At 72.0% G+C, this 25427-nt stretch carries 25 protein-coding genes; 10 read left to right on the top strand and 15 right to left on the bottom strand.

The annotated features are described in order from the left end of the window. Positions 1 to 35 precede the first annotated feature (35 nt). Positions 36 to 620, top strand: coding sequence for a TetR/AcrR family transcriptional regulator (locus ACIQWG_RS03140; protein ID WP_404089588.1), 585 nt, complete (start codon positions 36 to 38; stop codon positions 618 to 620). On the opposite strand, the gene ACIQWG_RS03135 is transcribed toward ACIQWG_RS03140, so the two are convergent. Both ACIQWG_RS03135 and ACIQWG_RS03130 read right to left on the bottom strand, forming a co-directional pair. After that, positions 613 to 999: a luciferase family protein gene (locus ACIQWG_RS03135; protein WP_404089587.1), complete on the bottom strand. Its 387-nt coding sequence runs from the start codon at positions 997 to 999 to the stop codon at positions 613 to 615. The genes ACIQWG_RS03140 and ACIQWG_RS03135 overlap by 8 nt on opposite strands. 135 nt (positions 1000 to 1134) lie before the next feature. Then, a complete protein-coding gene (locus ACIQWG_RS03130; RefSeq protein ID WP_404089585.1) occupies positions 1135 to 1698 on the bottom strand; it encodes a heme-binding protein in 564 nt (187 codons plus the stop codon). Between the two features lie 234 nt (positions 1699 to 1932). Between ACIQWG_RS03130 and ACIQWG_RS03125 the strand changes: the two genes are divergently transcribed. The 4 genes from ACIQWG_RS03125 (at position 1933) to ACIQWG_RS03110 (ending at position 7800) form a co-directional block, all read left to right on the top strand. Further along, positions 1933 to 3135 (top strand): sensor histidine kinase, encoded by a 1203-nt coding sequence (locus ACIQWG_RS03125; protein ID WP_404089583.1) that lies wholly within the window; start codon positions 1933 to 1935, stop codon positions 3133 to 3135. Between the two features lie 61 nt (positions 3136 to 3196). Next, on the top strand, positions 3197 to 3838 hold the full coding sequence (locus ACIQWG_RS03120) for a response regulator (protein WP_404089581.1): 642 nt from the start codon (positions 3197 to 3199) through the stop codon (positions 3836 to 3838). Positions 3839 to 3917: 79 nt separating this feature from the next. Next, positions 3918 to 6458: a beta-galactosidase gene (locus ACIQWG_RS03115; protein ID WP_404089579.1), complete on the top strand. Its 2541-nt coding sequence runs from the start codon at positions 3918 to 3920 to the stop codon at positions 6456 to 6458. Positions 6459 to 6642: 184 nt separating this feature from the next. Beyond that, positions 6643 to 7800 (top strand): hypothetical protein, encoded by a 1158-nt coding sequence (locus ACIQWG_RS03110; protein WP_404089577.1) that lies wholly within the window; start codon positions 6643 to 6645, stop codon positions 7798 to 7800. Between the two features lie 44 nt (positions 7801 to 7844). Here ACIQWG_RS03110 and ACIQWG_RS03105 read toward each other — a convergent pair whose 3' ends face one another. Next, a complete protein-coding gene (locus tag ACIQWG_RS03105; protein WP_404089576.1) occupies positions 7845 to 8276 on the bottom strand; it encodes a hypothetical protein in 432 nt (143 codons plus the stop codon). 122 nt (positions 8277 to 8398) lie between these two features. Continuing rightward, a complete protein-coding gene (locus ACIQWG_RS03100; RefSeq protein ID WP_404089575.1) occupies positions 8399 to 8626 on the bottom strand; it encodes a hypothetical protein in 228 nt (75 codons plus the stop codon). A 104-nt stretch (positions 8627 to 8730) separates the two neighbouring features. On the opposite strand from ACIQWG_RS03100, the gene ACIQWG_RS03095 reads away from it, so the two are divergent. Both ACIQWG_RS03095 and ACIQWG_RS03090 read left to right on the top strand, forming a co-directional pair. Beyond that, positions 8731 to 9264 (top strand): PadR family transcriptional regulator, encoded by a 534-nt coding sequence (locus ACIQWG_RS03095; RefSeq protein ID WP_404089574.1) that lies wholly within the window; start codon positions 8731 to 8733, stop codon positions 9262 to 9264. A gap of 125 nt (positions 9265 to 9389) precedes the next feature. Then, positions 9390 to 10571 (top strand): DUF2306 domain-containing protein, encoded by a 1182-nt coding sequence (locus tag ACIQWG_RS03090; RefSeq protein WP_404089573.1) that lies wholly within the window; start codon positions 9390 to 9392, stop codon positions 10569 to 10571. Between the two features lie 148 nt (positions 10572 to 10719). On the opposite strand, the gene ACIQWG_RS03085 is transcribed toward ACIQWG_RS03090, so the two are convergent. Beyond that, on the bottom strand, positions 10720 to 11745 hold the full coding sequence (locus ACIQWG_RS03085; protein WP_404089572.1) for a hypothetical protein: 1026 nt from the start codon (positions 11743 to 11745) through the stop codon (positions 10720 to 10722). Between the two features lie 571 nt (positions 11746 to 12316). Further along, on the bottom strand, positions 12317 to 12538 hold the full coding sequence (locus tag ACIQWG_RS03080) for a hypothetical protein (protein ID WP_404089571.1): 222 nt from the start codon (positions 12536 to 12538) through the stop codon (positions 12317 to 12319). A gap of 196 nt (positions 12539 to 12734) precedes the next feature. On the opposite strand from ACIQWG_RS03080, the gene ACIQWG_RS03075 reads away from it, so the two are divergent. Then, on the top strand, positions 12735 to 13028 hold the full coding sequence (locus tag ACIQWG_RS03075) for a hypothetical protein (protein ID WP_404089570.1): 294 nt from the start codon (positions 12735 to 12737) through the stop codon (positions 13026 to 13028). A gap of 58 nt (positions 13029 to 13086) precedes the next feature. Here the strand turns inward: ACIQWG_RS03075 and ACIQWG_RS03070 are convergent, their stop codons facing one another. The 7 genes from ACIQWG_RS03070 to glyA form a co-directional block, all read right to left on the bottom strand. Further along, complete coding sequence (locus tag ACIQWG_RS03070; RefSeq protein WP_404089569.1) at positions 13087 to 13545, bottom strand: SRPBCC family protein; 459 nt, start codon at positions 13543 to 13545, stop codon at positions 13087 to 13089. 237 nt (positions 13546 to 13782) lie between these two features. After that, entirely contained in the window at positions 13783 to 15660 is a 1878-nt protein-coding gene (locus ACIQWG_RS03065; RefSeq protein WP_404089568.1) for an exo-alpha-sialidase, read from the bottom strand. Positions 15661 to 15756: 96 nt separating this feature from the next. Beyond that, positions 15757 to 16386, bottom strand: coding sequence for a sarcosine oxidase subunit gamma (locus ACIQWG_RS03060; protein WP_404089567.1), 630 nt, complete (start codon positions 16384 to 16386; stop codon positions 15757 to 15759). After that, complete coding sequence (locus tag ACIQWG_RS03055; RefSeq protein WP_404089566.1) at positions 16379 to 19240, bottom strand: sarcosine oxidase subunit alpha family protein; 2862 nt, start codon at positions 19238 to 19240, stop codon at positions 16379 to 16381. Before ACIQWG_RS03055 ends, ACIQWG_RS03060 begins: the two co-directional genes overlap by 8 nt. Beyond that, positions 19237 to 19518: a sarcosine oxidase subunit delta gene (locus ACIQWG_RS03050; protein WP_404089564.1), complete on the bottom strand. Its 282-nt coding sequence runs from the start codon at positions 19516 to 19518 to the stop codon at positions 19237 to 19239. Before ACIQWG_RS03050 ends, ACIQWG_RS03055 begins: the two co-directional genes overlap by 4 nt. A gap of 9 nt (positions 19519 to 19527) precedes the next feature. After that, positions 19528 to 20748 carry a sarcosine oxidase subunit beta family protein gene (locus ACIQWG_RS03045; protein WP_404089562.1) on the bottom strand — a complete coding sequence of 407 codons (1221 nt, stop codon included), beginning with the start codon at positions 20746 to 20748 and terminating at the stop codon, positions 19528 to 19530. Further along, positions 20745 to 22043, bottom strand: coding sequence for a serine hydroxymethyltransferase (glyA, locus tag ACIQWG_RS03040; protein WP_404089561.1), 1299 nt, complete (start codon positions 22041 to 22043; stop codon positions 20745 to 20747). The genes ACIQWG_RS03045 and glyA overlap by 4 nt, the downstream gene beginning before the upstream one ends. Before the next feature lie 112 nt (positions 22044 to 22155). On the opposite strand from glyA, the gene ACIQWG_RS03035 reads away from it, so the two are divergent. Beyond that, entirely contained in the window at positions 22156 to 22821 is a 666-nt protein-coding gene (locus tag ACIQWG_RS03035; RefSeq protein WP_404089559.1) for a GntR family transcriptional regulator, read from the top strand. Positions 22822 to 22830: 9 nt separating this feature from the next. On the opposite strand, the gene ACIQWG_RS03030 is transcribed toward ACIQWG_RS03035, so the two are convergent. Then, entirely contained in the window at positions 22831 to 24240 is a 1410-nt protein-coding gene (locus tag ACIQWG_RS03030; protein WP_404090780.1) for an FAD-dependent oxidoreductase, read from the bottom strand. 255 nt (positions 24241 to 24495) lie between these two features. On the opposite strand from ACIQWG_RS03030, the gene ACIQWG_RS03025 reads away from it, so the two are divergent. Continuing rightward, positions 24496 to 24798, top strand: coding sequence for an antibiotic biosynthesis monooxygenase family protein (locus ACIQWG_RS03025; RefSeq protein WP_404089557.1), 303 nt, complete (start codon positions 24496 to 24498; stop codon positions 24796 to 24798). Between the two features lie 20 nt (positions 24799 to 24818). Here ACIQWG_RS03025 and ACIQWG_RS03020 read toward each other — a convergent pair whose 3' ends face one another. Next, on the bottom strand, positions 24819 to 25319 hold the full coding sequence (locus tag ACIQWG_RS03020; protein WP_404089555.1) for a DinB family protein: 501 nt from the start codon (positions 25317 to 25319) through the stop codon (positions 24819 to 24821). Positions 25320 to 25427 lie beyond the last annotated feature (108 nt).

The raw sequence follows: 25427 nt of genomic DNA, 5'->3' as shown, positions 1-25427 counted from the left end.
GCAACCGGCACGCCACACCGCCGACGGAGGAGCCCATGACCGAGCGCAAGCCCCGCAAGGACGCGGCCCGCAACCGGGCGGCCGTCCTCGCCGCCGCCGACGCCCTGTTCGCCGAGTGCCGAACCCCGGAAGAGGTCACGATGGCGGGCATCGCGGAAGCGGCCGGCGTCGGCAAGGGGACGCTCTTCCGCGCCTTCGGCGATCGCAGCGGCCTGATCCGCGCGCTGTACGCCGCGCGGCTCGAACCCTTGAGGACCGCCGTCGAGGAGGGCCCCCCACCACTGGGCCCCGGCGCCGCACCCCGGCAACGGGTACCGGCGCTGCTCGACGCCGTCCTGTGCTTCAAGCTCGACCATCGACATCTCGCCCTGGCCCTGGAGGGCGACGCAGCGGACAGTCCCTACCGCGCCGAGCACTACGAGCGCTGGCACGCCCTGCTCCGGGACCTCCTGGACCAGGTCCCGGGTATGGCCGACGGCGACTTCACCGCCCACGCGCTGCTCGCGGCCACCCGGGCCGACCTCGTGGAGTACCTGGCCGGGGAGAAGGGGGTGCCGCGGGAGGAACTGCGGGAGAAGCTGGCGAAGTTCAGCGCAGGGGTCCTCGAGGGCGTCAGGTGAAGCCACGCGCGCATGCGGCGCTGCGGTACTCGTTGCAGGGCACGGCCGGCGGGCCGTCGAAGTACGGCGACGCCTGGTGGGCCTGGAGGGCGGCGCTCGCCAGGGTCAGGAGCAGGTCGATGTCCGAGTCGCAGTCCAGGTGGATGGTCACCCAGTGCGAGCCGAGGACCAGCCGGACGGCCGTCGAGTTCTTCAGTTCGTCCTGGAAGCGCCGGATCGTCCTGGCCGAGAGATGCAGATCGACGCTGTGATCCGAGTGGAAGTGCACGATCTCGGCACCGGCCGAGCGCAGCGCTCGGCCGGTGCCGCAGCTGGGGGGAGCCTCGGAGAGGTCGGGCCAGCCTGCGAGTCGCGTCATGGCACGTAAGGCCGTGGTCATTTGTCCATCATCGGGTGCTCACCGCTGCGCCACCAAGGCGTGAGCCAGCCGTAACCCGAAGGTGGTAATGAACCGCTTCGCGCGACCTGTACCGATACGCGATGACGGAAGTCGAGCGTCGAGCTCTCCCGGTGGCTAGCGAGCCACCGCGTTCGCGCCCGCCTGAGCGAACTTCTCGTCCAGCGCCCCGGACGGAGCGCCCGCGACACCGATGCCGGCGATCGGTGCGTTCCCCGCGGTGACGGGGACACCGCCGGCGAGGAACAGGGTGCCGGGGATGTCCTTCAGGTTGGGGGCCTGCTCCAGCCGCTCGGCGAGCTGGGAGGTGGGGGCGTTCCAGGAGACCGCGGTGTACGCCTTGCGCTCGGCGGACTCGTAGGACTGCGGGCCGGCGCCGTCGCCGCGCAGGGTGACGATCGTGTTGCCGTTGCGGTCGACGACGGCGACCGTGACGCGCTGGTTCTCCTTCTCGGCGGCGTCGAGCGCGGCCTGCGCGGCCTTCGTGGCGGCGTCGATCGTCAGGTGGGTGGAGGTGGTCGTGGCCCGCGCCGGGGCGGCAGCGGCGGTGGCCGTGGTGGTGGCCGGGGCCGAGGCGTTCGCGGACACCGCGCCGAAGCCCGCCAGGGCGACGGCGGCGAGCACGGCACCGCCGGTGGCGACGCGAGCGCGGCGGGAGAACTTCTTGTGCACGGGGTTCATGGGTCGGTCGACTCCTTCGGTGGGCGGGCGGCCCGGTTGCCGCCCCGCTTCGTCCGCTCTCCACCCTCGGCCCGGAAAGGGTCCCGCACGGTCGACGTTCCGGCTCGCTCCGGGTGACGCGAAGGACGACACCGGGGTCATCCGATCGGTTGACCCGCCCGCCGCCCGCACCGGGCCACAATGGAGGTGTTTGCCCAGTTCAGCGCGGGCGGGCGGAAGGGAGGCGAGCACCGGATGACGAACCGGCCGTACGAACCGGGCACCGTGGACACCCGGTGGCTCGGGGTCGTGATGCACACGGCGTTCTTCCTGCTGCTCGGCGGGGCGCTGGCCCGATTCGTGCTGCGTCACCCCGGCGAACCGCGCACGCCCTGGATCATCGCGCTGTGCGTCGTGCTCACCGTGCTGCATCTGCTGGGCCCGCGGGCCGGCGACGCGCGCCCTCGGCCCACCCGGCGGCACGTGGCCTGGCTGGCCCTCGTCGTCGTGGTGTGGATGGTCCTGGTCGTGCTCGCGCCCAGCTTCGCCTGGTGTGCGGTGCCGCTGTTCTACACCGGTCTGCGCACGCTGCCGACGCGCGCCGCCCTCGTTCTGGTGGTGGTCCTGACCGCGTTCGTGGTCGCCGCGCAGGTGCAGCTCGCGGGCCGCTTCGACCCGAACCTGGTGCTCGCGCCGCCCGCGGTCGCCGCCCTCGCCACCGCCGTCTTCCTCCAGATGGAACGGCACACCGCTCGCCAGCGCGTCCTGATCGACGACCTGATCCGCACCCGCCACGAACTCGCCGCCTCGGAGCGGCGGGAGGGCACGCTGGCGGAACGTCAGCGGCTCTCCATGGAGATCCACGACACGCTCGCCCAGGGCCTGTCCAGCCAGCAGATGCTGTTGCAGGCCGCGGACCGGGTGTGGGACACCGAACCGGACAAGGCCCGCGCCCATGTGCGTACCGCCGCGTCCGTCGCCGGCCACAACCTCGCCGAGGCCCGGCGCTTCGTGCACGACCTCGCCCCCGCGGACCTGGTGGACGTCGGCCTCGACCAGGCGCTGCGTGCCCTGGCCGCGCGGGAGTCCGGGGCCGCGCTCACCGTGCGCGTCCACATCGACGACGACGGCCGCCTCCCCCGGCTGCCGGACCGCGTGCAGTCGGCCCTGCTGCGCATCGCGCAGGGTGCCCTGGCCAACGTCCGCGAGCACGCCGCCGCCGGCCACGCCGCCCTCACCCTCACCGTGCTCGACGACGAGGTCGTCCTGGACGTCACCGACGACGGCCACGGTTTCGACCCCGCCGCGCTGCCCGACTCCCCCGGCGCGGGACGCGGTCACGGACTGCCCGCTATGCGGGCCCGGCTGCGCGCGCTGGGCGGGACCCTGACCGTCGACTCCACGCCGGGCGAGGGCACCGTACTGTCCGCCGCCGTACCCCTACGGGCGCCCCGATGACCACGACCGTCCCCCCGGTGGCACCGCCCAAGACCACCGCCGCCCCCACGGAGACACCCCGATGACCAGCGCCACCCCTGCCGTACGCATCCTCGTCTGCGACGACCACGCCGTCGTCCGGGCCGGGCTGCTCGCCCTGCTCGACAGCGCCCCGGGCATCGAGGTCGTCGGCGAGGCCGGCACCGGCGAGGAGGCGCTCGCGCTGGCCGCGCGACTGGCCCCCGACGTGGTGCTGATGGATCTGCAACTCGGCGAAGGCATCGACGGCGTGGAGACCACCCGCCGCCTCACGGCCGCCCCCGGCGCCGCCGCCCGTGTCCTGGTCCTGACCACGTACGACACCGACGCCGACATCACCCGTGCGATCGAGGCAGGCGCGACGGGCTATCTGCTGAAGGCGGAGCGCCCCGAGGAGCTCTTCGCCGCGATCCACGCCGCCGCCGAGGGGCGGCCCGCCCTGTCACCGCCGGTCGCCGGCCGCGTCATGGCCAACCTGCGCAGGCCCCGTCCCACCCTCACCGACCGCGAACGCGACATCCTCACCCAGCTCGCCCGGGGCATCGGCAACCGCGACATCGCCCGCGCCCTGTACATCAGCGAGGCCACGGTCAAGACCCATCTGCGGCGCATCTACGACAAGCTCGGCGTCGACACCCGCGCCGGGGCGGTCGCGGTGGCCAAGGAACAGCGTCTGCTGCCGTGACTCTTGTCGCGGCATTCGAACAAGGGTTAGTTTAACCCTCGTTCGAAGCCGGTCCCGGCCGCACCAGCGCGGGAGTGACGTGAACCGTACGGAGACCGTCGACGCCGTCCGTCTCGACGCCCGGGGCGTGTGGATCGCCGGCCGGCCGCGCACCCTGCTGTGCGCCTCGCTGTTCTACTTCCGTCTGCCACGCGAGCAGTGGCGGCAGCGGCTCGCACAGGTGCGGGCCTCGGGGTACACCTGCGTCGACGTCTATCTGCCGTGGAACTTCCACGAGTTGGCGCCCGGCCGCTGGTCGTTCGAGGGGCGGCGGGATGTCGCCGCCTTCCTCGATCTCGCCCACGAGGCGGGCCTGTACGTCATCGCACGGCCGGGCCCGTACATCTGCTCCGAGTGGGACGGCGGCGCGCTGCCGGCCTGGCTGGGCCTCGACCCCGAGTTGAGGGTGCGTCAGAACGAGCCACGGTATCTGGAGCAGGTCACCGCGTGGTTCGACCAGGTGCTGCCGCTGCTGGCCGGGCGCCAGTACCCGGCGAACGGACCGGTCGTCATGGTGCAGTTGGAGAACGAGCTGGACTTCTTCGACTGCGCGGACCGAGCGGGCTATCTTACGGCCCTGCGCGAGGCGGCACTCGGGCACGGCATCACCGTCCCGCTGATCGCCTGCGCCGGCCAGGGCGACCTGGCGGGCGCCACGGGGGACGTCGACGGCATCGTGCCTGCCTGCAACTTCTACCCGGACGACGACTCCCCCGACATCGAGGCCGAGGTCCGCCGCTACGCCGACCTGGTCGCGGCACGCGGCGTGCCGCTGCTGGTCACCGAGACCAACCGGCGCCATCGGACGCTACGACGGCTGCTGGCGTCCGGCGCCAAGCTGATCGCGCCCTATCTCCAGTCGTCCGGCTGGAACTTCGGGTACACCCCGTCGTGCGGCAACTGGGGCCGCCCCGGCAATTTCATTAGCCATGGCTACGACTTCGGCGGCTATGTGACGTCGACGGGCGTGGAGCGGCCGGAGTACGCCGAGGCGCAGGTGCTGGCGCGGGTCGTCGAGACGTGGGGCGACCGGCTGGCGCTCGCCGTGGCCGGGGCGCCGGACACCGACGTGGCCTGTGACTTCCCGACGAGTTCGGTGGCGGCGGCGCTGGACCTGCACGGGGGCGGACGCCTGGTGGCCGTACCGCACCTCGGCACGGACCCCGGTACGGCGGCTGTCCGGGGTGTGCCGGTCGCGGTCGCGCCGGGGTCGTGCCCCTTGATGGCGGTGGACGTGCCGCTGCGGCCCTGGGGCGTGGACGCGACCCTGACGCTGGCCTCGGCGGACCTCGTGGCGGCGATGGACGGGGTGCTGGTGTTCTCCTCCGACGTGCCGGTGACGGTCGTACTGGACGGGACACGGACCGAGATCCCGGTGTCCGAGCGGAGGACCCTGGCGGGAATGACGCTCCTCGCGCTGCCGTCGGCGCAGGCCGCGCGGCTGCGGTCGGTCGACCGGGTGGGTGCGGTGAGCGTCGCCGACGCGCCGAACCCGCCCGCCGAGTCCCCGCCGACCGCGGTGCGCCGGCGTCGCGAAGTGCCCCCCGAGGAACGGGCCGGGCGGCACGCGCTCCCGCCGACGTTGGAGTCGCTCGGCGTGTACCGGGGGCGTGGCGTGTACCGGACCACGACGGACCTGACGGACGTCGACGAGCTGCTGCTCACCGGCGCGGCGGACATCGTCGACCTGACCGTGGCGGGCCGCACGCACCCGTCGATCGCCGGGTTCGGCGCGGCGCGGCGCATCGACGTGCGGGACGTGTCCGGCAGCGTCGCGATCGAGGCCGGGGTGGAGATCTGGGGCCACGCCAACTTCGACGACGCCCGCCTGCCGGCACTCCGGCTCGGCGCGCTGCGTGGCCTCGGCACGCTGTGGAAGGTGCGCGGGACGACGGACGTGTCGGCTCTGTGGACCGTGCACGGGCACTGGGCCGGCGCCCCGGCACCCGTCCGTGTACTCGGCGGCTGGAGCAGCACACGCGTCGCCGCGCCGGTCACGTACCGGCGTACGGTCCACTCCCCCACCGCGTCGGCGTTGCGTCTGGAGGGGGTCGTCGAACCCCTCCGGGTGAGCGTCAACGACGGCGAACCGGAGACCGTCCACGCGGAGAACCCCTGGCTGCTGCTGCCTGCGGGCAGCCACCGGATCTCGCTCACGCTGCCCCACCACCCGAGCGGGCCGGGTCTGCGCGCCGAACTGCTCGCCCTCGACGCCGTACGGGACTGGTCGTGCGCGGTGCAGAACGACGAGCTCCTGACCGCGTTCGCCGCCCGGCCGGGCCGTGCGGAAGAGGTACCGCTCCCGCTCGCTCTGGCTCCGGGAGAGGAGGCGTGGCTCGACCTCGATCTGCCGGCCTCGGCGGACGGCCGTCTGGTCCGGCTGGATGCCACGCAGGTGCGGGTGACCGGATGGGCGGGTGGGGAGTGCGTGGGACGTGTCTGGCTCGGCGACCGGCCCGCGTTCTCGGGCGGGGACCCCGACTCGCTCTGGGTACCGCCGGGTTGGTCGAGGCTGACCTTGCTCGTGCGGGGGATCGCGGGGAGCGAGGTTCCGCTGGTGCGTACGGTGTGGGCTCGCTGAAGCCGCACCGGCCGGGCCCCGCCGCGCTCGCGGTCATGGCGGACGGCTTGTGGTGGGCGGCAGCGCGCGCACCCTGACTTTTCTCAGGGCCACGACACCGTCATCCGTCCCTATGGTTCGTCTCGTCCTCCAAGGCCCGGCCGCAGCACGGGACTTCCTCCACCGACAGGAAGAGACGGCATCCATGCGCCCGTTCCACCGCACCTTCACCTCTGCCGCCGTCGCGTTGACGCTGGTCGGCGGAACGGCGGCGGTCGCCACGGCCGACGCGCCCGCAGGGCGGCCTGCCGCGGTCGCGGCCGCGTCCGTCCAGGTGCCCGACGGGGTCTCGGCCGGGGTCGCCGTCTTCGACCGGCAGGCCGGTGTCTTCACCGAGGAGCTCAACACCAGCGCCCGCTTCCGGTCAGTCTCCGTTGTCAAACTGCTGCTGGCGCTGGACTTCCTGTGGAACCGGGGCCCCGACTACACCGTGCCCGCCGCCGACCGGGCCCTGCTGGAGCCGATGCTGCGCAGCAGCGACGACGATGCGGCCGACCACTACTGGTCGCAGTACGGCGGCTCGGCGATCATCACCCGCATGGTCAGCCGTCTCGACCTGAGCGACACGGCACCGCCGCCCACCGGGTACGAGGGCTTCTGGGGCTACACCGCGCTCTCCGCCCGCGACACCGTGAAGATCTACCGCTACCTCCTGGACTCGGCCCCCGGGCCCGTGCGCGATTTCGTGATGGGCAACCTGCGCCGGTCCACGCGCTGCGCTTCGGACGACTTCGACCAGCACTTCGGGATCGCCGGGGCGTTCGACAAGCCCTGGGCGGTGAAGCAGGGCTGGGCGGGATCGTCGTACCCGAAGGGCACGTGCGGCTCGGGCGGCACCGCGGCCGTGCCGCGTACGGCGGGTCCGGCTCCGGCAGCCGCGGCGGTGGACCTGACCCGGCCCGCCCTGCACAGCACGGGGACGGTGGGCGCGGACGACCGTTTCGTCGTGGCCGTGTTGACGCTGCATCCGGTCGGCACGTCGTACGGGAAGGCGTACACGGACATCGGCCGGCTGACCCGTTCGCTGAGCGCCCCGGGGGCGGCGCGGCCGGCGGGGTGGTGGTACGGCACGTGGAGCGACCATGTGAACGTCCGCCGGGACCCGTCCACCGCGAACCCGCGGATCACCCAACTCCCGGCGGGTGTAGAGGTGTTGGTGGGCTGCCAGGCAAGGGGGCAGAAGATCGAGGTGCCGCCGTACAGCAATGACTGGTGGGCCTATCTGCCGCAGTACGGCGGCTGGATCTCCAACATCTACATCAGCTCACCCGACAACCGGCTGCCGGACGTCAAGGAGTGCTGAGCGGACGTCCGTCGGTGTGTGAGAAGCATCTTCGGTCACACCGGTCACCGCGTGCGCCTGCGCCGTTCCCGCCGACCGAGTCCCTCGCCGATCCGCCGGTACGCGGCACGCGCGTGCAGGACACGGGCCAGGACCGTGCCCACGAGAGCCGCGCCGAGCAGACAGGCGAGCCAGAACGTGTCGCGCGGGCCGGCCCAGGTGAGGGTGCCCGCGGGTGGGATGGCGAACCCGTTGAGGAACAGCCAGCACAGTACGGCTATGCCGGGCGCGGCGCTGAAGCGCGCGTACAGGCCCAGTGACGCGGCCAGCAGGGACAGCACGGTCAGCGCGAGTGCGGGTCGGCCAGGACCCACGAGCGTGTTGACGAGCGTCACCAGTACCAGCGCGCCGCCGAACGCCCCCGCCCACACGAGCGGTGTGGGCGCGGGCGTGGGGACGGGCCTGGATTCCCGGCCCAGGGGCACCCATTCGATCACGCTGGTACTTCCTTCCCGTACTCCCGTCGGCCGGGCCGTGAACGGAGAAGGATTCTCCCATCGGGACCCGCTCCGGCGCAGCCGAGCACTCCGCCGACCCGGCCCTCAGCAGCTTGCCGGCATCACTGGCCGAGTCCGAGCAGCGAGGCCAGGGGCGACTTCGGAACGGTCCCGTTCGACTCGCCGCCCGACTGTCCCCAGGCCGCGTGCGGTCCCCTGGAGGAGGAGCTCTTGGTGTCGTTGACGCCCTGGAAGATGCCGAAGTCGACGGGCCCGTCGTCCGCCGAGGCGGGGACGACGGCGGTGAGCAGGGCGGCGCCGGCGAGAGCGCCGGTAGCGATGATCTTCATGCCGGGCTCAACGACGGGACGGGCGCGAGGGTGTCCCGTTCCCCGCCTTCGGCGGAACGCCGGTGCGGCCCCGCCACCGTCACCTGGGGCGATACGGTCCCCCCATGGCTGACGTACGGTTGACGACCTCCTCGTACCTCGTGCTCGGAATCATCGGCAAGCTGGGCGAGGCGAGCGCCTACGACGTGAAGAGGGAGGCGGCGCGGACGGTGGCGCCGTTCTGGTCGGTGCCGCACGCGCAGGTGTACGCGCAGTGCGAACGGCTCCTGGAGGCGGGGCTGTTGTCCGTCGTACGGCAGGAGAGCGGGCGCAACCGCAGGGTGCTGGCGCTGACGGACGAGGGGCGGGCTGCGCTTCAGGAGTGGCTCGCCGATCCGGAGTTCGTGCCGGTGGAGGCCAGGGAGCGCGGCATCCTCAAGCTGTGGTTCGGGGGACGGCCGGAGGTGCTGGCCCCGGTCCAGGTGGACGAGCACCGGCAGGCGCTGCGGTCGTACGAGGAACTCGCCGACGAGGTGGGTGAGTTGCTGACGCCCGGGCAGCGCGAGGCGCTGGAGTTCGGGATCCGGTACGAGCGGATGATGGTCGACTTCTGGGCCTGGGTGCGGCAGCGGGACGACCGGACGTCCACGGATTCCTGACGATTCCCGACCCCGCGGACCGTTGACCTCGGTGGCGGCCGGCTCTACCGTCTCGACAGTCCAGTCTGGACTATCGGGACGAGACCGTCGGACGGCCGTGCGGCCTCCACGGGCAGGAGGTGGCCGTGCGTCGTCCGACGAGCGGTATTTGGCGCCGCGGCGCCGCGATCGCGGTGACCGCCGTGTGCGTCGCCTACGCGCCGATCGCGATGACGGAGCTGTGGCCGTACGCCAGCCCCGGCGCCCCCGCGTTCGGCGAGTGGGTCATGTCCCGGACGGTGTCCCCGCGGTACGTCGCCGATGCCCTGGCCACCCGTGTCGGACCGTACCGGCACAGCCTGGTGCCGATGATCGTGCACTCGGTGCTCGGCGGCCTGCTCATGCTCCTGGGGCCCGCCCAACTGCTGACGGCGGCCCGGCGGCGGACCCGGGTGCACCGGGTGCTCGGCGTGGTCTTCGCGGTCACGGTGTACGCCTCGATGACGGGCGCCGGACTGTACCTGGCACGCACCGCACCGGAAGACGCCTTCAGCGGGCCCGCGTTCTGGATCGTGCTCACCACCCTCCTGGTGGGCACCGTGCTGAGCGTGACCTTCGGCATCATGGGCGCCGTCGGCGGCTTCCCGGATCTGCATCAGCGGTGGATGCTGCTGTGCTACGGCTTCCTGCTGACCGCACCCCTGCTGCGGCTGGAGTGGGGCGGCCTGCCGTGGCTGCTGCCGGGGCTGTCGATGGAGGAGATCAACCACGTGGCGATCATGCACCTGGGGTCGGTGGTCACGTTCGGCGCGCTCATCGCGTCGCGCACGCTGGACCGCCGTACGAAGGTCGACGGGGTGTCGGGCTCGTGGGCCCCGCTCCCGGTGCTGGCCGCGGCCCACCTCGCCGGCGCCGCCGCCCTGGCCTGGATCGTCTCCTCGTACCTGGACTTCGGGCCCGCCGGGCGGCGTCTGCTGCTCGGCTATCTGCTGCCGTACGCCGTCACCTACGCCGTGATGGCCGTCAGCGCCCGGCGTGCGGGACGGCAGGGGCGTGGCTGGGCCCGGGAGGAGTGGCGGCTGCACCTGACCGCGCTGTGCCTGGCCCCGGTGCTCTCGGCGGGCGCGACCCCGGTCTTCGAGCGCACCCTCGGCGTCGACCACCCCACGGCCCTGTCCGCAGGCGTCGCCGTCGGCTGTGGCGTCCTCGCCACCGCGGCGACGGCGGTGGTGAGCCTGCGCGTCATGTACGCCCGGGAACTGCGCAAGCGGTCGACCGCCGCCCCTGCGGCCGCACCGACCTCCCGCGTCTCCTCCCCCGCCTCCTAGCACCTGTGCGGCTTGTATCCCGGGGCCATGGTCGACCAGTTCCTACAGGTCAACGAAATCCGTCGGTGACCGGGACCCTGAGCCTCGCGGCCACCCGGCGTCACGGCATGCCCGCACCGTGACGCCCCGGCTGCACACTGCGGACGGGCTACGTCATCAACTCGATGTGCGGATGCTCGGGCTCCGCCGGGCAGACGAACAGGTGCTGTCGGTAGCCGCTGCCTATCTGGACGCCGGTCGCGTTGTAGCCGCGGTGGCCGGGGTACGGTCCAGCACCTGGGTGGGGGTGCGGAGACCAGCTGTTCCCGGCGTCGTCACCTTCCTCGAACGTGGCGACGGTCATCAGGACCTCCATCCGGGTACCGCACTCGGAGCAGGGCTGCGGGCTGGGGTCGGTGGAGTTCCAAGCGGGCCAGCCGCCGACCTTCCAGCCTGGTGCGTTGGACAGCACACAGTCGTAGTACGTCTCCGGGTCCATGTCTTCCTCTGCTGCCTGCGGCACACGCCACTGCTCGATCTGCTTCCGCAGTTCTTCGCTCAGCTCAAGATGGTCGGGGTACTCGGTGATCTGCTCCGGTTCGAGCACGCACGGCTCCGGTAGATAGCCGTCGAACTGCACTGCGGGCGGCTCGGGGGGCGTGTCGAGGATGTCGGTGACGTCGGCTGCCGAACGCCAGAAGAGCAGGGTCCTGGGCATGATCGGATGATCGAAGGGGCACCACAGAACCTGCAACAGGTCCTTGCCCTCCGGCGGGCTCAGATCGGGCACATCCCGTGCGTACAACTGCGCGACGGGCAGCATCGCTATGGGGCCGTCGTACGACTGGACCGCCAGCCACACCGGATACGTCCGAGGGGGCCGGATCCGCTCGAGAGTCTCCCGTTCCTCCGGAGTCAGGTCCCGGCCGTGCGAGTCGGCGAAGATCCGTCGTTCCAGCCGCAGATCCGCCGGGGACTGGGCTGAGTTGATGCCGTCCACCACATGCGGTTCCTTGCAGTGCGGCCACGGCTCCTCTGCGGGCCACAGCAGCGGCCCGCCGATCGAGCTGTCGTGCCACGTCGGCGCCCCAGGGCGGGGGTGCAGGCGGGTCGCCGTGCGGGCCAGCGGGGCCAGTTGGGGAAAGAGCGCGACAACGTCGAAAGGCCGTGGCGGAGTGACAGGAGTGACATTCATGGCCGCATTCTGCCGGTCGCCTCTGACAACGGCCCCCGTGGCCGCCCCACGATGAGCTCCGGCACGGGCGCCACCCAGGAGAGCCCTACCGCCGGTCCGTCGCCGGCAGATGGCCCGCGAGCAGGTCCACGATCGCCGCAGGGATGTCCGTCCACACGCGCGGTACGTCGCCACGTACTACTTCCATGCGGGTGTTACGAGTTACCGTGGCGCACCGCAGACCCGGCCGGGAACTGCGTCCACGGAGCTCGGGATCCCACACCCGTGACCGGAGCCATCACCGCAGGTCAGCACATTTCGTCGGTGGCCCAGTCCGGGCACGTCAGGCGGCGATCATCGGGGCAGTGTGCCGTCCTGGTCCTGAGAGGTGGTGACTTAGTGGTGCACAACTGCCACTCCTGCCCCTTCCACATCTCCGGCATCCACCGCTTGCGCAACTCAGGCTGGTCGGCACGAACCGCGTACCGGGACTGCACCCGCTCGGCCGGCCGGTCATCCTCGGCAGTGGTGACAAAGCAGGGCCGCGCAGGCGGGCGCTGCCCGGCACACCGGCGGGTCTCGCACAGAAGGCTCAGGTCGACCGCGTCCGCGTCGACCAGGCCTGTTGGATGCTCGGGGCAGCGGGTGACGGGCGGGGAGCGGTGACCGCTTCGGACAGAAGGTCCACGGCCCGCTGGAGATCCCGGCTGATCTCTTCCGTGGCGGGCGGCGCGTCGCCTTCTGTGAGCCGTTGACCGTGCTCATCGGCGACGCGCAGGGACCGGCCCAGAGCGATGAGCTGGGCATGGTTCACGCGTATCTCCTTCAGATCCTGGCCCAGTTGGGCTCGGCAGCCTGTCTCCCCGCGCCGTCTACGGTGGAGTCAGCAGTTCGGGCGTGCCTGCCGAGCGCGAGCGGTTCACGGCCGTCGCGGCCTACGACGGTGCCGGTGCGCCTGGCTGGGCATCGGCACCGGCCTGCTGATCCGCCCCGGCTTCTGGGCGGACTTCGTGCCCTGGCGCACCGGCCGCCTCGACGCACAGGCTCTGGGCGTCTGGGCTCTCGCCCTCGGAGTCGGGGTTCTCGGTGCCCTCGCCGAGGACGACCTGACCCGGTCCCGACCCGCCCTCCTGGCCCTCCCCGGCACCGCGGTCGCGCTGACCGTGATCCTCGCCGCCCGCGCCGGAGAGGTGGAGTGGAGCTCCGGCCCCGCCCTGAGCCTCGTCTGCATGGTGGCGGGACTGCTACTCGCGGGGGCGAGCGCACGTGCTCTGCTGTCCGGTTCGTCGGCGCTCCGGAGCTGACCGCCCGGACACAGGGGTGCCCCGGACAGGGCCTCGGGGCACCCGTGCGCCGGGGGCGTCAGCGCTGAACGATCGCCGTCTCGGCCGCCGCCTTGATCCGAGCGCCGAACGCGTCGGCGTCCTTGCGGGCGGCGGACAGGGCCAGGCCGACGAGGAGCTTGCCGACGCCGTGGCCCTCCAGGACGTTGAAGATACGGACGCGGGTCCGGCCGTCGGCGAGCGGCTCCAGGTCGTAACCGCCCTCCCTGGCCATCACGATGTTCTTCGACACCTCGGCCCAACGGATCCTCGACGGCACCTGGAGGTCCGTGATGCGGAACTCCCTCGCCGTCTTCATTCCGGCGTCCTTGACCGTGCTGCGGAAGACCGTGCCCAGGGCAGTCGGGCCGTCGGGAACCCGTTCGATCTTGAGCACGCGCGGGCTGAACTGCGGATCGTTGCGTCCGTCCGCGAGGTAGTCGAACACCGCCTCCACGGGTCTGTCGATCTCGACCGTCGCTTCGAACTGTCCTGACATGAGCACTCCTCGATCTCTTGAGCCGTAGCGTGCCCGCGGCTCCTTCGGAAGACGTCGGCCGGACCGCCGGACCGCCGGGCCGAGGGGACTGCTTCGTACGCGTGCGAAGGGCCGCGCCGCCTGCCCTGTGGTGGCGGCACCGCGACCCTATGGCGCCACCGGCGAACCCGCGAGACGGGCGGCACGGTCAGGAGGACGCGATCGGGGGCGTCCGCCCTTCGCGCCCGTCGCACGGCCTCAGCCGCCGGCGGTCACTTGGTCCATGGGCAGCCACAAGGTGGTGTTCGAGGAGGGGCCGGTGTTCGTCTGGCGTACCCGGGTGAGTTCGGCGTCGGTCAGCGCCCGGTTCCAGACGCGGACCTCGTCGATGCCGCCGGTGAAGAACGCCCGGCTGTCCATCCGCTGGCCGATGTGCACGCCGAACGGCGAGTTGCGGCTGACGGAGCCCGAGACGTCCGCCGTGCCGGTCGACCTGCCGTCGACGAACATCGTCAGCCGTCCGCCACCGCGGCGCAGGGCGAGGTGGTGCCACCGGCCGTCGTTGTACGCGGTGGTGGTGCTGACGGACGCCGACCGTACGACCGTCGCGCCGCTGCGCACCGTCATCAGTCCGCGCACCCGGTTGTTCGCCGGTTCGCCCCGCAGCCAGAACTGGGGCTGGTCGCCGCCGATGCCGCCCATCCACAGCAGGGGCTGCTCACCGGTGCGGCCGGTGTAGCGGAACCACAGGGATGCGGTGAAGTTCCCGGTGCCCAGCTCCAGTTGGGGGCGGAACGGCAGACGCACCGCGTTGTCCCTGCCGTCGAAGGCCAGGGCGCTGCCGAACACGCCGGCCGTGGGCGAGGCCCCGCCGAGCACGCTCGCCCGCTGGGCGGACGGGGCGCGGTCGGTCGTGGTCGGGTCGGGGCCCCGGCGGGGTTCGAGCCACTCCTCGTTGAAGCGGGCGAAGCGGATCTCGTCGCGGGCGTCGACGGTTCCGCCTTCGTACATCAGCCCGACCACGTCGCCGCCGATGGACGCCATGTCGGAGTAGCCCGCCCAGTCCTGGGTCACCACGGTGCCGCGGTCCACGCTCTCCCAGGTGCTGCCGCCGTCGTAGGAGGAGCGGATCATCATGGTCCGGCGGCGGTCCGGGTCGCCGGGGCAGGAGAGCAGGAGGCGATCGCCCAGTTGCAGCGTGGACCCCTGGACCTGCGGAGCGTAGAGGCCGGGGAGCGGCCGGAACGGTTGGGTGAAGGTGTCACCGCCGTCCCGGCTGAAGGTCTGGGTGCGGTGGCCCAGATCGGTGCCGTCCTGCTCGCGACCGCTGACCAGCAGGGTGCCGTCGGGGCGCTCGACGAGGGTGAGTTCGGACGGCTTCTGATGGAAGGTGCGGTCGGTGGCGATGGGCCAGGAGTCGGTGGCGCGCGGTCGCCAGGTGGCGCCACCGTCGTCGCTGACGATGAGGGCGGCGTGGTTGGCGGTGACCCGGCTGCCGTTCCAGGTCTCGGTGTTGACGCCGAAGACGAGCCGGCCGGCGTGGGCGCCGCGGGCGAGCTGGATCCCGTGGACGGGGCCGGTGGCGTACCAGGAGTTCCAGTTGGAGGGCTTGATCTGCGCGCTCAGGTCGCGCGGCCGGGTCCAGGTGCGGCCGTCGTCGTCGCTGTACTGCACATGGGGGCTGCGCGCGCACGGGACGTCACAGCTGTTGCCGTTCTCGGACGCCGGGTTGTGGGTCTGCGGGAGCAGGATGCGGCCGGTGGTCCGGTCCACGATCGGGGCCGGGTTGCCGTGGGTGTCACCGGCGCCCGCGCTGACGACCTGGAGCGGGCCCCAGGTGCGGCCGCCGTCGGTGGAACGCTTCAGCACGATGTCGATGTCCCCCGCGTCACCGCAGCTGTCCACGCGCCCCTCGGCGAAGGCGAGGAGCGTGCCCTGGGGCGTCCGGACGATCGCCGGGATCCGGAAGCACGCGTATCCCGGGTCCTGGGACGCTCTGAAGATGACCCGCTGCTCGAACTGCGGCGCTGCTTTGGCGGGTCGGGCGTGCGCGGAGCCGGGAAGGGCTGCCGCGACCGCCATGACGACACCTGCGGCGAGTGGGGCTCTGAGACGGGTGCGAAGCCTCGACGGCATAGACGGCCCTTCGTTCTGTCCTTACGTCAAAACATGGGGTGTCCAATCTATGCACTTTTATCAACGTTTAGACGGATTAACACACCGTCAGCTCGGCTATGGCACCTCCGGTCCGGCGTACTCGCCCATCGCGTCGATGAGCCAACGGGCCAGGTAGTCGGCGAACGACGACCGCGGGAGCAGCCGATAGGCCGGTGTGTCGTCGATCTGCCAGAGCAGTACGGCGACGGGACCCACCGTGGTGGACACGGCCGTGCCGGGACCGAAGGACCGGGGGTGCAGGTCCAGCGGGCAGCCCTTCTCCAGCACCTGCCGGGCGGCCGGACCGCCCAGCTCCAGGGTGGTGCGGTTCGCGGAGACGTCGACGACCGAGCCGGGGGCCACTCCGAGTGCCGCTCGCAGCGCGGGTGCCACGGTGGTCTCGTCGGTCCGGGACACCACGAGCCATTCGTCGGGGCCCAGCCAGAGGACCGAGTGGGCGCTGGAGGTGGCCGTCCGGCCGCAGCGGGGCGGGAGCGGCACCCCGAGAGCCCTCTCCACTCGGGCGGCCGTCTCGGTGCCGGGGGCGACACGCAGGTTCAGCATTCCGGTGAACGCACGCTCCGTCAGCGTGACCCCACGGGCGCCGGTGACACCGGCGGCACGCATGCGCTCCTCCATGTGCGCCAAGGGACTGGTGCGCAGCGCCACCGGGCCGGCGCTCGCGTCGATCGTCGGCTCAGCCATCTCGTTTGGTCCCTTCGGGGTCGTAGAGAACGCAGTCGGCGACCTCGACGGGCACCAGGTCGTCGCCCACGGGCGCGAGCAGCGTCTGGCCGATCCTGGTCCGCCCGCCGGAGACGAGGGCGAGGGCGAAGGGGCGGCCGAGCGCCGGGCTGTGGTAGCTGGAGGTGACATGACCGAGCATCGGGACCGGCCCCGACGCGGGAGTGACGGGCACGTCCGGGGCGACCAGTTGGGTGCCCTCGGGCAGCCGGGTCGCGCGGTCCAGCGGCAGCAGGCCGACCAGGTGCCTGCGGTCGGGGCGACAGGTGTCGGCGCGGGAGTGGGACCGCCTGCCGATGAAGTCCTTGCGCTGGGAGACCACCCAGGCCATGCCCGCGTCCTGCGGGGTGACGGTGCCGTCGGTGTCCTGGCCGACGATGATGTAGCCCTTCTCGGCCCGCAGGACGTGCATGGTCTCGGTGCCGTACGGCGTGATGTCGTACGGGCGGCCGATCGCGTACACCTCCTCCCAGACCGCCGGGCCGTACCACGCGGAGACATTGATCTCGTACGCGAGTTCGCCGGAGAAGGAGATCCGGCAGATGCGGGCCGGAACACCGGAGGCCAGGGTGGTCTCGCGGAACGCCATGAAGGGGAACGCCTCGTTCGACAGGTCGACGTCGGGGGCGAGATGGGCGACGACCTCGCGCGACTGCGGGCCGACCACGGCGATGGTGGTCCATTGTTCGGTCACCGAGGTGCAGTGGACGTCGAGTTCCGGCCACTCGGTCTGGAGCCACTCCTCCAGCCAGTCCAGGACAGCGGCGGCACCGCCGGTCGTGGTGGTCATGAAGTAGCGGTTGTCGTCGAGGCGCAGTGTGACACCGTCGTCGAAGATCATCCCGTCGGGCTTGCACATCACGCCGTAGCGGGCGGTGCCGGGCTTGAGCTTCTTGAAGGCGTTGGTGTACACGCGGTTGAGGAACTCGCCCGCGTCCGCGCCCCAGATCTCGATCTTGCCGAGCGTGGAGGCGTCCATGAACGCCACGCCGTCCCGGGCCGCACGGCACTCGCGGGCCACTGCCGCGTCCATGTCCTCGCCGGGCCGGGGGTAGTAGCGGGGCCGCTTCCACTGGCCGACGTCCTCGAACACCGCTCCGTGGGCCACATGCCAGCGGTGGACCGAGGTGGTCCGCTCCGGATCGAACAGTTCGCCGCGCTCGCGCCCCGCCAGGGCGGCGAAGGCCACCGGCGTGTACGGCGCCCGGTAGGCCGTGGTGCCGATCTCCCCCAGCCGGCCGCCCAGTGCCTCGGCGATCACCCCGATCGCGTTGACGCCCGACGTCTTGCCCTGGTCGTTCGCCGTGCCCAGCGAGGTGTAGCGCTTGACGTGCTCGACGCCCCGCATACCGGCGCCGGTGGACCGCCAGACGTCGGCGACGGTGACATCGCGCTGGAGGTCGACGAAGTGGGTGTCCCAGGTGGCGGGTTCGCCGTCCGGGGCAGGTGTCAGCCACAGCGCCCGCGTCGGACCGGGTGCCCGCCGCGTGTCGCCGGGCGGCGGTACGGGCACCGGGAACCCGGCCTCGGTCGCCGCCCGCGCACCGGCCCGCGCCCCGTCCGCTACACAGCCGTCGAGGTCGTACGTCCCGCGTGCCGCACCGACGATCTGCTGGTCCCGTACGGTGCCGTCGGGGACGAAGGCCACGAGGTCCTCGTCCCAGCGCAGCCGCCCCTGCCGCTGGCTGTGCAGATGCACCACCGGGCTCCATCCGCCCGAGACGGCGAGCAGGTCGCAGTCGAACGACTCGGGCCCACCGGAGAGCCGACCGCTCCCGTCCAGCCCCTGGACGGTGACGCCGGTGAGCCGGCCCTCGCCCGAGGTGCCGACGACCGCGCTGCCGGACAGCACCCGCACCCCGGTGGCCGCCGCGACCTCGGCCGCTCGCCCGGTCGGTTCGGGGCGGGCGTCCACGACCGCGGCGATGTCGATCCCGTGGGCATGGAGGTCGGCAACGGTGTCGTACGCGCTGTCGTCGGTCGTGCAGACCACGGCCCGTGAACCCGGCGCCACGGCATACCGGTTGAGGTACGTCCGCACCGCCCCGGCCAGCATCACGCCGGGGCGGTCATTGCCCGCGAAGGTCAGGGGACGTTCGTGCGCGCCGGTCGCGAGGACGACCTGGCGGGCGCGGATGTGCCACAGCCGCTGGCGCGAGACGGCCGGCGGAGCGGCGGGCCCCAGGTGGTCGGTGCGCCGCTGCAATGCCAGTACGTAGTTGTCGTCGTACGACCCGAAGGCCGTGATCCGCCGTAGTACGAGGACCTCGGGGGCGGCGTCGAGCGCCGCGCGGACGTCGGCGGCCCACTTGAGGCCGGCCTGCGCTCCGGAGAGCAGCGAGCCGCCCGGCTCGGGCTGGTCGTCGACGAGGATCACCCGGGCGCCGGAGCCGGCGGCGGCAGCGGCGGCCGCGAGGCCGGCGGGTCCGGCACCGACGACCAGGACGTCGGTGTGGACGTACTTCTTGTCGTAGACGGCGGGGTCGGGGGTGGGGTCGAGCGGGCCCATCCCGGACAGGGTGGTGGCGGACAGGCCGTCGTAGAGCTCGATCGTCGTCGCCGGCAGCATGGCCTCCGAGCACGGGCCCTTGATCCGCAGCAGGGCGTTGGGCTCCTCGACGCCCGCGGTGACGATGCCGCGTGGCCGGCCGCGGTAGAGCGACGGGGCGACCTCGACGAGGCCGTTGGCCAGCATCGCGGAGGCGACGGTGTCCCCCGGGTGGCCGGTCAGCTCGCGGCCGTCGACGGTGAACCGCAGCACCCTGCCAAGGTCCACTCGGCCACCCTGCTCGAGGCGGAATCGCTGGTCGGTCATCGGTTCCCTCCGGGGCGGGGCTCGTCGGGCCGGTACGAGGTCATCACCTCGTAGGTGACGGTGTCGCGCAGGACGTTGAACCAGCGGCGGCAGCCGGTGCTGTGCATCCACCGCTCGGCGAAGGGGCCCTTGGGGTTGTCGCGGTGGAAGACGTACCGGGCCCACTGCTCGTCGGTGAGCTCCGCGGGGTTCTCGGGGTAGGGGACATGGGCCTGTCCGCCGTAGTGGTACTCGGTCTCGTCCCTCGGACCGCACCAGGGGCACCTGATCAGCAGCACCTGTCCTCCTCAGTGGGCCACGGCCGCGGCGCCGTGTTCGTCGATCAGCGCGCCCGTCGTGAAGCGTTCGAGCGCGAAGGGGGCGTTCAGCGGATGCGGCTCACCGGTGGCGATGGTGTGCGCGAAGGTCCAGCCGGCCGCCGGGGTGGCCTTGAACCCGCCGGTTCCCCAGCCGCAGTTGACGTAGAGGTTCTCGACCGGGGTGGTGCCGATGATCGGGGAGGCGTCCGGAGTGACGTCCACGATGCCGCCCCAGGTCCGCAGCACGTGCGCGCGGGCGAAGACCGGGAACAGCTCGACGGCGGCGGCCATCTGCTGCTCGATCACATGGAAGGAGCCGCGCTGGCCGTAGCCGTTGTACGCGTCGACGCCCGCGCCCATCACCAGTTCGCCCTTGTGCGCCTGGGAGACGTAGACGTGCACGTGATTCGACATGACGACGGTGGGGTGCACGGGCTCGTGCAGCTCGGAGACCAGGGCCTGCAACGGGTGCGACTGCACCGGCAGCCGTACGCCCGCCCGCTCGGCCAGCACGCTGCTGTGCCCGGCGGCGGCGAGCCCGACCCGCCCGGCGAGGATGCGGCCGCGGTTCGTGTCGACCCCGACGACCCGGTCGCCGTCCTTGAGGAAGCCGGTGACCTCACAGCCCTGGACGAGGTCCACCCCCATCTCGTCCGCGCGGCGGGCCAGCGCCCACGCCACGTGGTCGTGCTTGGCGATGCCGGCCCGCGGCTGGAAGGTGCCCCCGAGGACCGGGTACCGGGTGCGGGGCGAGACGTTGAGGATGGGACAGACCTTGGCGACCTCGTCCGGCTCCAGCCACTCGGCGTCGACTCCGTTGAGCCTGTTGGCGTTGACGCGGCGCACGCCCTCGCGGACGTCCTGGAGGGTGTGCGCGAGGTTGAGGACGCCGCGCTGGCTGAACAGGAAGTCGTAGTCCAGCTCCGCCGGGAGTGACTCCCACAGTTTGAGGGCGTGTTCGTAGATCGCCGCGCTCTCGTCCCAGAGGTAGTTGGAGCGGATGATCGTGGTGTTGCGGGCCATGTTGCCGCCGGCCAGCCAGCCCTTCTCCAGTACGGCGACGTTCGTGATGCCGTGGTTCTTGGCCAAGTAGTAGGCGGTGGCCAGGCCGTGGCCGCCGGCGCCGACGATGACCACGTCGTACGAGGAGCGGGGCTCGGGGTTGCGCCAGAGGAAGTCGGGGTGTTCCGGCAGCGGTTCGGCCGTCATGCCGCGGCTCCGTTCGCGTAGAGAGGGAAGGCCGAGGTCAGCTTCTCCACCCGGCCGCGCAGTTCGTCCTCGGGCCGTTCGCCCTTCAGCGTCTCGGCGACGATGTCGGCGACCTCCCGGAACTCCGATGCGCCGAAACCGCGCGTGGCCAGTGCGGGGGTGCCGATCCGCAGCCCCGACGACACCATGGGCGGGCGCGGGTCGAAGGGCACGGCGTTGCGGTTGACGGTGATGCCGACGCGGTGCAGCCGGTCCTCGGCCTGTCTGCCGTCGAGCTCTGAGTCGCGCAGGTCGACGAGGACCAGGTGGACCTCGGTGCCGCCGGTCAGGACGGTGATGCCCGTCTCGGCGACGTCGTCGGCCAGCAGCCGTCCGGCGAGGATGCGGGCGCCGTACAGCGTGCGCCGCTGCCGCTCCCTGAACTCCTCGCCCGCCGCCACCTTGAAGGCCACCGCCTTCGCCGCGATGACGTGCTCCAGCGGTCCGCCCTGCTGGCCGGGGAAGACCGCGGAGTTGATCCTCTTCGCGAGATCGGCCCGGCTGAGGACGACACCGCCGCGCGGGCCGCCGAGGGTCTTGTGGGTGGTGGTCGTGACGACGTCCGCGTACGGCACCGGGTTCGGGTGGAGGCCCGCGGCCACCAGTCCGGCGAAGTGCGCCATGTCCACCATCAGATAGGCGCCCACCGCGTCGGCGATCCGCCGGAACGCGGCGAAGTCCAGCTGCCGCGGGTAGGCCGACCAGCCGGCGACGATCATCTTCGGCCGGTGGGCGAGGGCGAGTCGCTCGACCTCTTCCATGTCGACGCGCAGGTCGGACTCGCGCACGTGGTAGGGCACGACGTCGTAGAGCTTGCCTGAGTAGTTCAGGCGCATGCCGTGGGTGAGGTGTCCGCCGTGCGCCAGGTCCAGGCCGAGGATCGTGTCGCCGGGCTGGAGCAGCGCGAACATCGCGGCCGCGTTGGCCTGGGCACCCGAGTGCGGCTGCACGTTCGCGGCCTCGGCGCCGAAGAGGTCCTTGACCCGCTCGATGGCCAACCGTTCGACGACGTCGACGTGTTCGCAGCCGCCGTAGTAGCGGCGGCCCGGGTAGCCCTCGGCGTACTTGTTCGTCAGGACCGAGCCCTGGGCGGTCATGACCGCGGCCGGGGCGAAGTTCTCCGAGGCGATCATTTCGAGCGTGGTCTGCTGGCGGTGCAGCTCGGCGGCGAGGGCCGCGGCGATCTCCGGGTCGAGTTCGCCGAGCGGGAGGGACAGGGGGGAGGTGACCGTGGTGATCGACGAGGTCGCTGCCATCTGCACACCATCCTGGGAGACGACTGGACGCCGACTGATATATCAGCCTGTGCGGTAAGGTATGGGAGCCCACGGGACAGGTCAAGGGGGCCTTATGCAGCAAGGGGGCCTTATGCAGCAGGCGGCGACCCAGCCGGACGGCGAGGAGCTGTCCCTCGCCGAGCGCGCCTACCGCGCCATCCGTGACCGGCTCGTGCTGCTGGAGATCCGTCCGGGCGCCCCGATCAACGAGGAGCAGCTGGCACAGTCCCTCGGTGTGGGCCGGACCCCGGTGCGCGAGGCGCTCAAGCGGCTCCAGTACGAGCGCCTGATCACGACGTATCCCCGGCGCGGCACCTTCGCCACCGACGTCAACATCACCGACCTGGCCCATATCTCCGAGGTGCGCCTGGAACTGGAACCGCTGGCCGCCGCCCAGGCCGCGCGGCGCGCGACGGCGGCCGACCGGGCCGCGCTGACGGCACTGCGGCAGGAGCTGGCGCGCGCGGGCGCCCGCCGGCCCGAGCCGGTCGAGCTTTTGCACCTGGATCTTCAGGTGCACCGCGCCATCTACGCCGCCACGCACAACCCGTATCTGGACGACACCCTCGTCCGGTACGACAACCTGGCCACCCGGATCTGGTGCCTGTTCATCGAGCGGCTGTCCGACATGGCCGGCCATGTCGAGGAGCACGGCCCGCTGATCGAAGCGATCGTCGCCGGTGATCCGGATCGGGCGGCGGAGCTCGCCCGCCGGCACGTCGTGGGCTTCGAGCGGGCCGTCCGCGCGGCCATCTGACGCCTCGCGTCAGCGCACCCGGGCCCCACCGGCGGCACCGTCGAGGCGCTGCCTCGCCCAGTCCTCCGGCTCCTCCTGTGTCTCCGGTGGGTCGACGGGCGTCGGCGCGGGCGGACGGAAGAGGACGGACCGGGCCACGGGCGGGGCGAACAGGGCGGAGACGGGCGCGGCGAGGGTCAGTACGGCACGGAAGGCGCGCCCGACGACCGGATCGCCGGTCGAGCACTCCTGGACACGTGCCAGGTACCAGTCGGCGACGCGGTCCGCGGGCCCGCCGTCGACCGCGTTGCCGATCGCTCCCGGCATCTTGCGGTCCGCCCCGGCGGAGATGTCCCACGCCTGCCGGGACGCCGCGAGCAGTGCCCGCTGGACGCGCCGCGTGGTGGGCGTGCGGCGGGTGTCGACGAGCGCGTCGCGCAGGGCGACGGCGTTCATCGCGGCGACGGCCATCCCCTGCCCGTAGATCGGGTTGAAGGTGCACAGGGCGTCACCGACGGCGAGGAATCCGGCCGGGCCGGCGCCGCCGAGGTCGTAGCGGCGACGGACATTGGCGGTCCGCCGGTAGCCGAACGCCGAGGAGACGGGTTCGGCCTCGTCCAGCCACCGGTGCAGAAGCGGATGCGGCAGCCTCTTGGCGTAGGTCTCGAACTCGTCGTCACCCTGGGGCGGTTCGTCGCCACGCAGTCCCGAGACGATGACCAGATGGCTGCCGTCCTCCAGCGGCAGCGCCCCGCCGGCGTGCACCTGGTCGGGGTTCGGATAGACGTAGTACCCGGTGGTGTCGCCGTCGAGGACACCGCTCCTGCCGCGGTAGACGCGCGAGGCGTAGGCGAGCCCGGTGTCGATGGTCTCCTCGTGCGGGGCCTCGGCCCCGATCCCGGTGAGCCACTGCGGGGCCTTGGTGCCGCTGCCGGAGGCGTCGACGACCAGGTCGGCATCGACGGTCCGCTGCTCCCCGCGGGCTTCGGCGGAGCGGTCCCGCAGCAGCACGCCGCGCACCCGCGAGGCGTCACCGACAAGCCCGACGGCCTCGGCCCCCTCCACCGTGCTGATCACGGGGTTGGCGAGAACTCGCCGCCGCACGAGCTCCTCCAACTGGGCGCGGGAGCCAGTGTAGATGTACGTCGACGCCGGCACCCTGCGGTACCAACGTCCGTTCTGCCACAGCACCATGTCCGACGGCATGCCCACCCGAGGCGCCCCCGCCGCCGCCAGCTCCGCCAGGAAGCCCGGCAGCAGTGACTCGAGGGCCACCTGACCGCCCTCCAGGAGCACATGGGGATGCCGGCCCTGCGGTACCCCGGCCCTGGGCTTCGCCCCGTCCGGGAACCGGTCGCGCTCCACGACGGTCACCCGGTCGGCGTGCCCGGCTAGCACGTGCGCCGCGAGCATCCCGGCGAGGCTCCCGCCGACGACCACGGCGTGCCGCCCGCCCCGTCGGCCGTCCACGTTCCAACCGCCCGTCTTCCCAGCAGAGTTCACAGACCGCTCCCTTGACCACCACGTCGCGACAAGGCACCAGTATCCAGTGATGCAGGACTGGTTGATCGCGTTTCAGCCCTTTTGCGCCTCACCGATCTCGAGGTGTGCGCAACACACTTGCCCCTGACATGGGCGTGAGGTCCTAGCTTGGTCGCGAGCAGGGCAAGGGAACCGACTGAGGAGACAAAGGACATGGCCGTTTGGGAAGTTGTGCGGATACCGGTCGCCGAGGGCGATCAGGACGCGTTCGCAGCCGTAGTCCGGGCGCATCTGCCACTTCTGGAGGAGGCCGAGGGCTGTCTGGACGTGAAGCTGCTTCGAGCCGTCGACCAGGAGGGCGTCGTCCTGTTGTGGGTCCTGTGGGAGTCGCTGGAGCACCACACCGAGGTGTTCGTGAAGACCGACGCGTTCACGACGTTCTCCAGCGCGATGATGCCGTTCTTCGCCGGGACGCCCGAGGTGCTGCACGCGAGCACGGTGATCGACGGGTTCTGATCCGGCGTGGAGAAGGCGGGTCAGCGGCCGGTCGAGCCGTCGATCAGCTCCCGGAGGATGTCCGCGTGGCCCGCGTGCCGGCCGGTCTCCTCGATCATGTGGGTGAGGGCCCAACGGGTGCTGGGGGCGGGGCGGCCCGCGCGCGCTCGTGGGACCGGCGCGGCGGGATCGGTGCATCCGTCGAGCACCTCGTTCGCGCGCTCGACCGCGTCCCGGTAGCGGGCCACGACATCGGCCACGCTGTCCGACGGTGCGGCTCGGAACGTCGCGTTCCAGTCGGTGACCGCTTCCCCGAGGAACATCGAGCGCTCGACGGACGTCAGGTGGTTGAGCAGGCCGAGCAGGTTCGTGCCCGACGGCACGGCGGCCGTGCGCACCTGGGGTTCCGGTGCGCCGTCGACCTTCGCGGCCATCGATGTGCGGAGGTAGTCCAGGAATCCGCGAAGGACCTCGATCTCGCCGCCTCCGGTCCGGGGCGGTGGGGTGTCGCGGCGGCGGGTGCGGCGGGTGGTGCCGGGCATCGTGGGCTCCCTTCCTCGTCAGGGGCGGCGCGGGCCGCCGCCTCGGGGCTCCTGGTGTCGCTGCACGCCCAGTCTCGCCACGCGCCGTGCGGGCCGGCACGGAATTTT

The sequence above is a fragment of the Streptomyces sp. NPDC098781 genome, from assembly GCF_044759995.1.
GTDB lineage: Bacteria > Actinomycetota > Actinomycetes > Streptomycetales > Streptomycetaceae > Streptomyces.
This window is presented reverse-complemented; position numbering and strand designations above follow the sequence as displayed.